General features: G+C 69.7%; 7 protein-coding genes and 1 pseudogene. 3 read left to right on the top strand and 5 right to left on the bottom strand.

The window, feature by feature from the left end:
* The 5 genes and pseudogenes from ACFWY6_RS01555 to ACFWY6_RS01575 all read right to left on the bottom strand — a co-directional run.
* Positions 1-269, bottom strand: a 269-nt coding sequence (locus tag ACFWY6_RS01555) for a LacI family DNA-binding transcriptional regulator (RefSeq protein WP_384685005.1), incomplete at its 3' end; no start/stop codon positions are given.
* A gap of 57 nt (positions 270-326) precedes the next feature.
* Positions 327-1,418: pseudogene (rhaS, locus tag ACFWY6_RS01560) on the bottom strand (rhamnose ABC transporter substrate-binding protein).
* A 38-nt stretch (positions 1,419-1,456) separates the two neighbouring features.
* Positions 1,457-2,455: an ABC transporter permease gene (locus ACFWY6_RS01565; RefSeq protein WP_384685007.1), complete on the bottom strand. Its 999-nt coding sequence runs from the start codon at positions 2,453-2,455 to the stop codon at positions 1,457-1,459.
* Positions 2,448-3,506 carry an ABC transporter permease gene (locus ACFWY6_RS01570; RefSeq protein WP_384685010.1) on the bottom strand — a complete coding sequence of 353 codons (1,059 nt, stop codon included), beginning with the start codon at positions 3,504-3,506 and terminating at the stop codon, positions 2,448-2,450. The genes ACFWY6_RS01565 and ACFWY6_RS01570 overlap by 8 nt, the downstream gene beginning before the upstream one ends.
* Complete coding sequence (locus ACFWY6_RS01575; protein ID WP_384685013.1) at positions 3,503-4,999, bottom strand: sugar ABC transporter ATP-binding protein; 1,497 nt, start codon at positions 4,997-4,999, stop codon at positions 3,503-3,505. Before ACFWY6_RS01575 ends, ACFWY6_RS01570 begins: the two co-directional genes overlap by 4 nt.
* Before the next feature lie 291 nt (positions 5,000-5,290).
* Between ACFWY6_RS01575 and ACFWY6_RS01580 the strand changes: the two genes are divergently transcribed.
* The 3 genes from ACFWY6_RS01580 to ACFWY6_RS01590 are packed head-to-tail and all read left to right on the top strand — an operon-like array spanning position 5,291 to position 11,736.
* Positions 5,291-8,488: an alpha-L-rhamnosidase gene (locus ACFWY6_RS01580; RefSeq protein WP_384685016.1), complete on the top strand. Its 3,198-nt coding sequence runs from the start codon at positions 5,291-5,293 to the stop codon at positions 8,486-8,488.
* Between the two features lie 33 nt (positions 8,489-8,521).
* A complete protein-coding gene (gene rhaI / locus ACFWY6_RS01585; protein WP_384685019.1) occupies positions 8,522-9,691 on the top strand; it encodes an L-rhamnose isomerase in 1,170 nt (389 codons plus the stop codon).
* A 5-nt stretch (positions 9,692-9,696) separates the two neighbouring features.
* Entirely contained in the window at positions 9,697-11,736 is a 2,040-nt protein-coding gene (locus ACFWY6_RS01590) for a bifunctional aldolase/short-chain dehydrogenase (RefSeq protein ID WP_384685025.1), read from the top strand.
* Positions 11,737-11,745: the final 9 nt, after the last annotated feature.

Here is an 11,745-nt window from a genome sequence, read left to right on the forward strand (position 1 = left end):
CGCCGGGGGGCGCGGGGGCCCGGCCCGCCCCCCCCCCCCACGTCCACGAAGAAGGGGTTGCCCATGTCGAGCACGAGCAGCGCCATGATGCGGCTCTGGCCCGCGCGCAGCTGCCGCGCGGACTCGCTGCGGACGTAGCCGAGCCGGTCGATGACGGACTGCACCCGGTGGCGGGTCTCTTCGGAGACCATGTCCGGGCGGTTGATCACGTTCGACACGGTGCCCACCGACACCCCGGCATGCTTCGCCACGTCTTTGATGCCGACCATGCGTCCCCTTGTTCCCTTGCTCTTGCGGCGCCTTGTGCACCGCCTCGTGCGATCCCCTCAGAATTTGTACTGGTCGATGTTCTTCTTGTCGAAGACGGTCGGTTCGCCGAGATCGACCACTCCCTTGTCACCGATGGTGAAGCTGCCGAGGTCGCCCGCCTTGAACGACTCGCCCTTCTTGCCGGTGATCTGCCCGGACTGCAGGGCCACGGCGGTGTGCGCGGCGAGCGCGCCGAGCTTGGCGGGGTCCCACAGTTCGAAGCCCTCCACGGTGCCGTTCTTCACGTACTTGCGCATGTCGTTGGGCGTGCCGAGGCCGGTGAGGAGCACCTTGCCCTTGTACTTCGACCCCGAGAGGTACTGGGCGGCAGCCTTGATGCCGACCGTCGTCGGGGAGATGATCCCCGCCAGCTTCGGGTGCTCCTGGAGCAGGCCCTGGGTCTACTGGAAGGACTGCTGGGCGTCGTCGTTGCCGTAGGCCGTCTTGACCAGCTTCATGTTCTTGTACCTGGGCTTCTTCAGCTCGTCCTTCATGAAGCCGATCCAGGTGTTCTGGTTCGTCGCGGTCTGGGCGGCGGAGAGGATCGCGATGTCGCCCTTGTAGCCGAGCTGCTTGCCGAGCAGCTGCACCTGGCTGCGGCCGAGAGCCTCGGCACTGGCCTGCGAGACGAACACGTCACGGCAGCCGGCGTTGGTGTCCGAGTCGTAGGTGACGACCTTGATGCCGTTCTTCATGGCCTGCTTGAGGGCGGTGCACAGGGCGCCGGGGTCCTGCGCGGAGACGGCCATCGCGTCGACCTGCTGCTGGGTGAGCGTGTTGACGTAACTGACCTGCCCGCTGGTGTCGGTCGCGCTGTTGGGCCCTGTCTCCTTGTACGTCGACCCGAGTTCCTCGAGCGCCTTCTCGCCGCCCTTGTCGGCGACCGTGAAGTAGGGATTGTTGACCTGCTTGGGCAGGAAGGCGACGGTCAGGCCCTTCTTGGTGGCCGCGTTCGGGTCGGCCTTCGCGTTCGATGCCTTGGCCGCGTCGTCGTTCTTCGACGACTCCTTGGTGGTGCCTCCGCAGGCGGTGGCGGTGAGGGCGAGCGAGGTGACGGCGACGAGGGTCACGCAGGCGCGGGTGAGGGCGGACCGGCGGGGAGAGAGCATCGTTGGTCCCTTTCGGACTTGTCTGCGGTACGAGGGGGTCAGCGGGCGGGGGCGGGGGCGCGGCGGCCCGCCCTGGCGACGGCGATCTGCCGGGCCACACGCGGCCCGAGCACGGACACGACGAGCAGCACGCCGGTGACGACGATCTGCGACTGTGCGGAGACGTTGAGCAGGCTCATCGCGTTCTGCAGCGCGCCGAGCAGGAAGACGCCCGCGATCGCGCCGCCGAGGGTTCCCTTGCCGCCGTCGAAGTCGATGCCGCCGAGCAGCACGGCGGCGACGACGGACAGTTCGAGCCCGGTGGCGTTGTCGTAGCGGGCGCTCGCGTAGTGCAGCGCCCAGAAGACGCCGGTGAGGGCGGCCATGAATCCGGTCGCGACGAACAGCCACAGCTTGTGCCGCTTCACACGCACCCCGGCGAAGCGCGCGGCCTCCTCGTTGGCGCCGATCGCGAACAGGGAGCGCCCGAAGGGGGTGGCGTGCAGGGCGACCACGGCGATCGCGAGGAGCGCGAGGAAGGGCAGGAAGGCGTACGGCAGGAAGGTCTCGCCGACGCGTCCGGCCGCGAAGTCCAGGTACTGCGCGGGGAAGTCGGTGACGGCGTCCGAGCCGAGCACGATCTGCGCGATGCCCCGGTAGGCGGCCATCGTGCCAATGGTGACGGCGAGCGAGGGCAGTCCGAGCCGGGTCACCAGGAGGCCGTTGATCAGTCCGCAGACGACTCCGATGACGAGGACCAGCGGAATGATCGTCTCGATGGCCATGCCCGCGTTCCACAGGGCGCCCATCACCGCTCCGGAGAGCCCTGCCGTTGAGGCCACCGAAAGATCGATCTCTCCGGAGACCACGAGGAGCGTCATCGGGAGGGCTATCAGCGCGATGGGCAGCGTATTGCCGATGAGGAACGACAGGTTGAGGGCGTTGCCGAAACCGTCGACAAAGGAGAACGACATCAGGAGGAGTACGACAAGGAGAGCGCCGACGACGGTGTCCCAGCGGACGGCGCGCGTGAGCGTGAGCCGGGTGGAGTCAGCCATGGCGGCCCGTCCTTCTGTTGGATGCGGCCCTCTTCTTCAGGGCCTTGGCGACGCGCAGAGCGACGATCCGGTCGACGGCGATGGCGAGGACCAGCAGCACGCCGTTGATGGCGAGCACCCACACGGAGCTGACGCCGAGCGCCGGGAGCACGCTGTTGATGGAGGTCAGCAGCAGGGCGCCGAGTGCCGCTCCGTAGACGCTGCCTGAGCCGCCGGTGAAGACGACGCCGCCGACCACGACGGCGCTGACGACGGTGAGTTCATAGCCGTTGCCGGTGGCGGAGTCGACGTTGCCGAAGCGGGCCAGGTAGAGCGCGCCCGCGAGTCCGGCGAGCGCCCCGCAGGCGGTGTAGGCGGCGAGGATCCGCTTGCGCACCGGAATGCCGGCGAGGCGCGCGGCCTCGGGGTTGGAGCCCAGGGCGTACAGCTCGCGCCCGCCGCCGAAGTGCCGCAGGTAGTACGCGACGCCGATCAGGACGACGAGCGCGATGAGTGCCAGGTAGGGCACGGCCGAGATCCCGCCGGAGCCGAAGTCGATGTATCCGCCGGGCAGGTCGGCCGCGGTGATCTGCCGGGAGCCGACCCAGATCGAGTCGATGCCCCGGATGACGTAGAGCGTGCCGAGGGTCACGACGAGCGCGGGCACCTGGCCGAGGCTGACGAGCGCGCCGTTGAGCAGGCCGCAGCCGACGCCCAGCGCGACGGCGAGGAGGATCGCGACGGTCGGGTTGCCGCCGCCCTGGAGGTGGTTGCCGGCGGCGAAGGCGCTGATCCCGAGCGTCGAGCCGACCGACAGGTCGACGTTGCGGGTGATGACGACCAGCGCCTGTCCCGTCGCGACGAGGACGAGGATGGTCGCGTTGAGGAGCAGGTCCTTGATGCCCTGTTCGGAGAGGAACTCGCTGTTGCCCGCCTGGGTGATGCCGATCATCACCAGGAAGACGAGCAGGATGGCCAGTTCGCGCATCTTGAAGACGCGGTCCACGAGGCGGGTCGCGGCGGCCTTCTCCGGGTCCACCGCGGGTGCGGGGCTCTGGGTGGTCGCGCTCATGCCGCCCTCCCGGTGGCCGCCGCCATCACGGACTCCTCGGTCGCCCGCGCGCGCGGGATCTCCGCGGTGAGCCGCCCTTCGTGCATGACGAGGACCCGGTCGGCCATGCCGAGGATCTCCGGCAGGTCGGAGGAGATCATCAGGACCGCGACGCCGTCGGCAGCGAGTTCGGAAAGCAAACGGTGCACTTCGGCCTTGGTGCCGACATCGATGCCGCGGGTCGGTTCGTCGACGATGAGCACCTGGGGGCGGGTGGCCAGCCACTTGGCGAGGACGACCTTCTGCTGGTTGCCGCCGGAGAGGGTGCCCACCGCGTCGGCGATCCGCGCGTACTTCACTTGAAGTCGCACCGCCCAGTCGAGCGAGCGGCTGCGCTCGGCGCCGCGGTCCATGAGGCCGGCGCGCACCGTCGTACGCAGTCCGGTGAGCCCGATGTTGCGCTCGATCGACATGTCCATCACCAGGCCCTGGGCGCGCCGGTCCTCGGGGACGAGCGCGAGTCCGGCCGCCATGGCGGTGCTGGGAGCGCCGTTGACCAGCGCCCGCCCCTGCACCTCGACGGTCCCTGCGTCCCACCGGTCGACGCCGAACACCGCCCGCGCGACCTCACTGCGCCCGGCTCCGACGAGCCCGGCGAGGCCGACGATCTCGCCGCGCCGCACGTCGAACGACACATCCGTGAAGACGCCCTCGCGGGTCAGCCGGCGGACGGTGAGGGCGACTTCACCCACCTGTGTGTCCTGCTTCGGGTAGAGCTCGTCGAGGTCGCGGCCCACCATGCGGCGTACGAGATCGTCCTCGGTCAGGCCGTCGAGGGGCTCACTGGTGATCAGGGCGCCGTCCCGCAGCGTGGTGACGCGCTGGCACAGCTCGAAGATCTCCTCGATGCGGTGCGAGATGAACAGGACCGCCGCGCCCTGTTCGCGCAGCGCGCGGACGACGCCGAAGAGACGGGCCACTTCGCTGCCGGTGAGCGCCGCGGTCGGCTCGTCCATGATGAGGACCCGGGCGTCGAAGGAGAGCGCTTTGGCGATCTCGACGATCTGCTGGTCGGCGATGGACAGGCCGCGCGCGGGCTGTTCGGGGTCGAGGTCCACCGCGAGGCGATTTAAGAGCGCCCCGGCCGCGGCGTGCACCGCCTTGTGGTCCACGCGGCCGAGCGAGCGGCGGGGCTGGCGCCCCATGAAGATGTTCTCCGCGACGGACAGGTCGGGGAACAGCGTCGGCTCCTGGTAGATGACGGCGACGCCCGCGTCCCGGGCGTCGCCGGAGCCGTGGAAGACGACCGGGCGGCCGTCGAGCGAAAGCCCTCCCGCGTCCGGCCGGTGGACCCCGGCGAGGGTCTTGATGAGGGTGGATTTCCCGGCGCCGTTCTCGCCCGCCAGGGCGTGCGCCTCTCCGGCGTACAGCTCAAGGGAGACGTCGTGCAGGGCGCGAACGGCCCCGAAGGACTTGCTCAGGCCCTGCACGGCCAGGACGGGGGGCTCTCTCATAGGTAGCACCGATCGGTCACGAAGGGCTGTGGCATCGGGAGGGGGCGCCGGGCAGCGGACGCCGGGAGTCACACGCCGGACACCCGGCGTGAAAGGTTTCAATCAATTTTCAGGGAAGCTAAACCCGCGCCAACTACGGCGTCAATGGGCGTGACTTGAAAATCCTCGTCCAGCTCGGCCTGGCACCGGCGGATCCCTCAAGACCTCTTGACAGGGCACATCGCCCTCCCTAGCTTCACCTTGCGTGAAACGATTCATCGTCGAGTCGTTACGTCGTTACGGAGTCGAGTTGTGATCAGCAGAAGACGACTGCTCAGCACCACCGCCACGGCCGCCCTGGGAACGGCGGTGGCCGCCGGGGCCGTTCCGACGGCCCACGCGGCCCCCACCGCGGGGGGCCGGTCCCTACGCGTGACCAGACCGACCGTCGAGTACGTGAGACATCCGCTCGGCCTCGATGTACCGCGCCCCAGGCTGAGTTGGCCGCTGGCATCCGAGGAAGAGGGCCAGGCGCAGAGCGCCTACCAGGTGCGGGTGGCCACCTCCCCCGGCCGCCTCGCCGACCCCGACGTCTGGGACAGCGGCAAGGTGACGTCGGGCGATTCGGTCCTGGTCCCCTACGCGGGCCCCGTACTCAAGGCCCGTACGCGCTACCACTGGTCGGTGCGGGTCTGGGACACCGCGGGCAAGGCATCCGACTGGAGCGAGCCCTCCTGGTGGGAGACCGGACTCCCCACGGCGTCTGACTGGTCGGCCCGGTGGATCGGGGCGCCCGCCTCACTCATCGGGGCGCCCGCCCTGGACAAGGCGTCATGGATCTGGTTCCCCGAGGGCGATCCCGCGAGCAGTGCGCCGGCGGCCACCCGTTGGTTCCGCGGCAAGGTCGACATCCCCGAAGGGGTCACCCGCGCGCGGCTCGTCATGACCGCCGACGACGGCTACACGGCGTACGTCAACGGCACGCGCGTGGCGCACGCCGAGGCGGACAGCGCCGCCGACAACTGGCGCCGCCCCGCGCTCGTCGACGTGACCGCCCATCTGAAGACCGGCGCCTCGGTCATCGCCGCCTCCGCCACCAACGCCACGACGGGGCCCGCCGGTCTGCTCGGCGTGCTCGAACTGACGACCGCCGACGGCGTGCGCGTCCTGACCACCGACGGCACCTGGAAGAGCACCGAAAAGGAGCCCACCGGGGACTGGCAGTCCGCCGGATACGACGACGGCTCCTGGCAGGCGGCGAAGGTCATCGCCGCGTGGGGCTCGGGCCCCTGGGGGAAGGTCGTCCCCAGCCACGCCCCGGCCGCCCAGCTGCGCCACGAGTTCCGGCTCCGCGCGGGCAAGACCGTCGCGCGGGCCCGGCTGTACTCCACGGCCCTCGGCCTCTACGACGCCTGGCTGAACGGCGAGCGCGTCGGCGACGACCGCCTGGCGCCCGGCTGGACCGACTACAACAAGCGGGTCCAGTACCAGACGTACGACGTGACCGAGCAGCTCACGTCCGGCGCCAACGCGTTCGGCGTGACGGTCGCGGTCGGCTGGTACGCGGGGAACGTCGGCATGTTCGGTCCGCATCAGTACGGCGAACGACCGGCGTTCCTGGCCCAGTTGGAGGTCACGTACACCGACGGCTCGACCGACCGTGTGCTCTCCGGCACCGACTGGCGCGCCGCCACAGGACCGGTGACCGCCGCCGACCTGCTGTCGGGCGAGGACTACGACGCCCGCCTGGAGACAGCTGGCTGGACGCGTGCGGGCTTCGACGACGCGGACTGGGTCGCGGCCGACGCCGTCGACCAGGTCAAGGCCGCCGTCGTGGCCCAGATCGACGGGCACGCGCGCGTGGAGAGCGAGATATCCGCCCGGAAGGTGAGCGAGCCGAAGCCCGGCGTGTTCGTCTTCGACCTCGGTCAGAACATGGTCGGTGCGGTCCGCCTCACCGTCTCCGGGAAGGCCGGTACGAAGGTCCGGCTGCGCCACGCGGAGGTCCTCGACCCCGACGGCACGATCTACACCACCAATCTGCGGAGCGCCCGGGCCACGGACACCTACACGCTCAAGGGCGACGGCAAGGAGACCTACGAGCCGCGCTTCACCTTCCATGGCTTCCGCTACGTAGAAGTGACCGGCTTCCCGGGGACACCGCCGCGCGACGCGATCGTGGGCCGCGTGATCCACACGTCGGCGCCGTTCACGATGGACTTCAAGACGAACGTCCCCATGCTCAACCAGTTGCACAGCAACATCACTTGGGGTCAGCGCGGCAACTTCCTGTCCATCCCCACCGACACCCCGGCGCGCGACGAACGGCTCGGCTGGACCGGCGACATCAACGTCTTCGCGCCGACGGCCGCCTACACGATGGAGTCGGCCCGCTTCCTCACCAAGTGGCTCGACGACCTGCGCGACGGGCAGCCCGACGACGGCGCCTTCCCCGATGTGGCGCCGAACATCGGCTCGCTCGGCAAGGGCGTGGCCGGCTGGGGCGACGCCGGGGTGACCGTCCCCTGGGCGCTGTACCAGGCCTACGGGGACCAGCGCGTCCTGGAGCAGTCCTGGTCCTCGATGCTGAAGTGGCTCGACTACCTGGAGAAGCACAGCACCGGCTATCTGCGCCCCGCCGAGGGCTACGGCGACTGGCTCAACATCCAGGACGAGACCCCCAAGGACGTCATCGGCACGGCCTACTTCGCGCACAGCGCGGACCTGGTCGCGCGGGTGGCCGAGACCCTGGGCAAGGATCCCGCGCCGTACAAGAAGCTGTTCGGCGGCGTCCGGGACGCCTTCCGCGCGGCGTACGTGACGGGCGGCGGCCGGGTGAAGGGCGACACGCAGACGGCGTACGTCCTGGCCCTCTCCATGGACCTGCTGCCCGAGGCCGACCGCGCGCCGGCCGCCGCCCGCCTGGTGGAACTCATCAAGTCCAAGGAGTGGCACCTTTCGACGGGCTTCCTCGGCACTCCGCGCCTGCTGCCCGTGCTCACCGCGACCGGCCACACGGACGTCGCCTACCGGCTCCTCGTCCAGCGCTCCTTCCCGAGCTGGGGCTACCAGATCGACAAGGGCGCCACCACGATGTGGGAGCGCTGGGACTCCATCAAGCCGGACGGCAGCTTCCAGGACGCGGGCATGAACTCCTTCAACCACTATGCCTACGGCTCGGTGGGCGAGTGGATGTACGCGAACGTCACGGGCATCGCACCGGCCGACCCGGGATTCCGCAAGGTCCTCGTCCGCCCGCGCCCGGGCGGCGGCGTGACCGAGGCGGAGGGCCGTTTCGACGCGCTCTACGGCCCGGTGACCACCCGCTGGAAGACGGACTCCGAAGGATTCCGGCTCACGCTCACCCTCCCCGCCAACACCACGGCGGAGGTGTGGGTGCCCGCCGACAAGGCGGCCCAAGTGGCCCACGGATCGGCGGAGTTCCTGCGGATGGAGGACGGCTGCGCCGTCTTCACCGTGGCCTCCGGCACGCACCGATTCTCCAACTGACCCACCTCGACCGCTCTTTCGGAAGGCTGCGCGATGACCGCCGGAACCAGCAAGGACGCCGTGAAATCGGCACTCACCACCCAGTCCCTGGAGACCCCGTCCTGGGCGTACGGCAACTCCGGCACGCGCTTCAAGGTCTTCGCGCAGCCAGGCGTCCCCCGCACCACCCGGGAGAAGATCGACGACGCCGCCCGGGTTCACGCCCACACGGGCGTGGCCCCCCGGGTGGCCCTGCACATCCCTTGGGACAAGGTCGACGACTACACGGCGCTCACCGCCTACGCCGCCGAGCGCGGCCTGACGCTGGGCGCGATCAATGCCAACGTCTTCCAGGACGACGACTACAAACTCGGCTCGGTCACCAACCCTGACCCGGCAGTCCGGCGCAAGGCGCTCGACCACCTCATCGAATGCGTGGACATCATGGACACGACGGGTTCACGCGACCTGAAGCTGTGGTTCTCCGACGGCACCAACTACCCGGGCCAGGACGACATCCGCACCCGCCAGGACCGGCTTTCCGAAGCCCTGCGCACCGTGTACGAGCGCCTCGGCGACGACCAGCGCATGCTCGTCGAGTACAAGTTCTTCGAGCCGGCCTTCTACGCGACGGACATCCCCGACTGGGGCACGGCGTACGCCCACTGCCTCAAGCTCGGCCCGAAGGCTCAGGTCGTCGTCGACACCGGCCATCACGCCCCCGGCACGAACATCGAGTTCATCGTCGCGACGCTGCTGCGCGAGGACCGCCTCGGCGGCTTCGACTTCAACTCGCGCTTCTACGCGGACGACGACCTGATGGCGGGCGCCGCCGACCCCTTCCAGCTCTTCCGGATCATGTACGAGGTGGTCCGCGGCGGAGGCCTCACCGGGGACATCGCGTTCATGCTCGACCAGTGTCACAACATCGAGGCCAAGATCCCGGCGATCATCCGCTCGGTGATGAACGTGCAGGAGGCCACGGCCAAGGCCCTGCTCGTGGACGCCGACGCGCTGGCCGAGGCCCAGCGGACCGGCGATGTACTCGCGGCCAACGCGGCGCTGATGGACGCGTTCAACACCGACGTCCGACCCCTACTGGCAGAAGTCAGGGAGGACTCGGGGCTCGACCCGGATCCCATCGGGGCGTATCACCGGTCAGGCTGGCAGGAGCAGATCGTCAAGGACCGGGTCGGCGGCGAGCAGGCCGGATGGGGGGCATGAGCGACATGACACAGCACACGCAGATCAAGGAACTGCTCGACCGCGCGCACCGCTTGGGCGCCGACCCGCGCAACACCAATTACGCGGGCGGCAACACGTCGGCGAAGGGCACGGCCCTCGACCCGGTCTCGGGCGCGGAGACCGGACTGATGTGGGTCAAGGGCTCGGGCGGCGACCTCGGCACTCTCACCGAGGACGGCCTCGCGGTCCTGCGCCTCGACCGGCTGCACGCACTCAAGGATGTGTACGAGGGCGTGGACCGCGAAGACGACATGGTCACGGCCTTCGACTACTGCCTGCACGGCAAGGGCGGCGCGGCACCGTCCATCGACACGGCGATGCACGCTCTGGTGGACGCGGCGCACGTGGACCATCTGCACCCCGATTCGGGCATCGCCCTGGCCTGCTCGGCGGACGGCGAGAAGCTGACCGCCGAATGCTTCGGCGACACGGTGGCCTGGGTCCCCTGGCGCCGCCCCGGCTTCCAACTCGGCCTGGACATCGCCGAGGTGAAGACGGCGAACCCTGGGGCGATCGGCTGCGTCCTGGGCGGCCACGGCATCACGGCCTGGGGCGACACGGCCGAGGAGTGCGAGCGCAATTCACTGCACATCATCCGTACCGCCGAGGCGTTCCTCACCGAGCGCGGCAAGACCGACCCGTTCGGCCCCGCACGCGCCGAGTTCACCCCGCTGTCCACCCCCGAGCGCCACCGCCGCGCGGCGGAACTGGCCCCGTACATCCGCGCACTGGCCTCCCAGGACCATCCGCAGATCGGCCACTTCACGGATGCGGACGTGGTCCTCGACTTCCTGTCGAGCACCGAGCACCCCCGCCTCGCGGCCCTCGGCACCTCCTGCCCCGACCACTTCCTGCGCACCAAGATCAGGCCCCTGCTCCTCGACGTCCCGCCGGCCACACCGCTGGACGAGACGATCACCCGCCTGCGAGAGCTGCACACCGCCTACCGCGAGGAGTACGCGAGCTACTACGCACGGCACGCCGCCCCGGACTCCCCCGCCATGCGCGGGGCGGACCCGGCGATCGTCCTCGTCCCCGGTGTCGGCATGTTCAGCTTCGGCAAGGACAAGCAGACGGCACGCGTGGCATCCGAGTTCTACATCAACGCGATCAACGTGATGCGGGGCGCCGAGGCGGTGTCGACGTACGCCCCCATCCCCGAGTCGGAGAAGTTCCGCATCGAGTACTGGCCCCTGGAGGAGGCCAAGCTCCAACGCCTGCCGAAGCCCAGGCCGCTGGATACCCGCGTGGCCCTGGTGACCGGCGCGGGCAGCGGCATCGGCAAAGCGATCGCGCACCGCCTGGTGGCAGAGGGCGCCTGCGTAGTAGTGGCCGATCTGGACGAGGCCAATGCGACGCAGGTGGCGGCCGAGTTGGGCGGCCCCGACAAGGCGGTCGCCGTCCCGACCGACGTGACGTCCGAAGCACAGATCGCGGCGGCGTTCCAGGCCGCCGTGCTCGCGTACGGCGGAGTCGACCTGGTGGTCAACAACGCGGGCATCTCCATCTCCAAGCCACTCCTGGAGACCACCACCCACGACTGGGACCTGCAGCACGACATCATGGCCCGCGGTTCGTTCCTGGTCTCCCGCGAGGCGGCCCGCATCATGCGGAACCAGCAGTTGGGCGGCGACATCATCTACATCGCCTCGAAGAACGCGGTGTTCGCGGGCCCCAACAACATCGCGTACTCCGCGACAAAGGCGGACCAGGCCCACCAAGTACGCCTACTGGCCGCCGAGTTGGGCCCCGATGGCGTCCGGGTCAACGGCATCAACCCGGACGGCGTGGTCCGCGGCTCAGGAATCTTCGCGGGCGGCTGGGGCGCGAAGCGCGCGGCGGTCTACGGAGTCCCGGAGGAAAACCTGGGCGAGTTCTACGCCCAACGCACCCTCCTCAAGCGGGAGGTACTCCCGGAGCACGTGGCCAACGCGGTCTACGCCCTGACCGCAGGGGATCTCTCCCACACCACGGGCCTCCACATACCCGTGGACGCGGGCGTCCCGGCAGCGTTCCTCCGCTAACCCACCCAC

This window comes from Streptomyces sp. NPDC059037, assembly GCF_042740015.1.
In the GTDB taxonomy this organism is placed as follows: Bacteria; Actinomycetota; Actinomycetes; order Streptomycetales; family Streptomycetaceae; genus Streptomyces.

Coding starts and splice junctions, on each gene's coding strand:
- ACFWY6_RS01565 (WP_384685007.1), bottom strand. CDS start 2,455: ATGGCTGACTCCACCCGGCTCACGCTCACGCGCGCCGTCCGCTGGGAC.
- ACFWY6_RS01570 (WP_384685010.1), bottom strand. CDS start 3,506: ATGAGCGCGACCACCCAGAGCCCCGCACCCGCGGTGGACCCGGAGAAG.
- ACFWY6_RS01575 (WP_384685013.1), bottom strand. CDS start 4,999: ATGAGAGAGCCCCCCGTCCTGGCCGTGCAGGGCCTGAGCAAGTCCTTC.
- rhaI (WP_384685019.1), top strand. CDS start 8,522: ATGACCGCCGGAACCAGCAAGGACGCCGTGAAATCGGCACTCACCACC.
- ACFWY6_RS01590 (WP_384685025.1), top strand. CDS start 9,697: ATGACACAGCACACGCAGATCAAGGAACTGCTCGACCGCGCGCACCGC.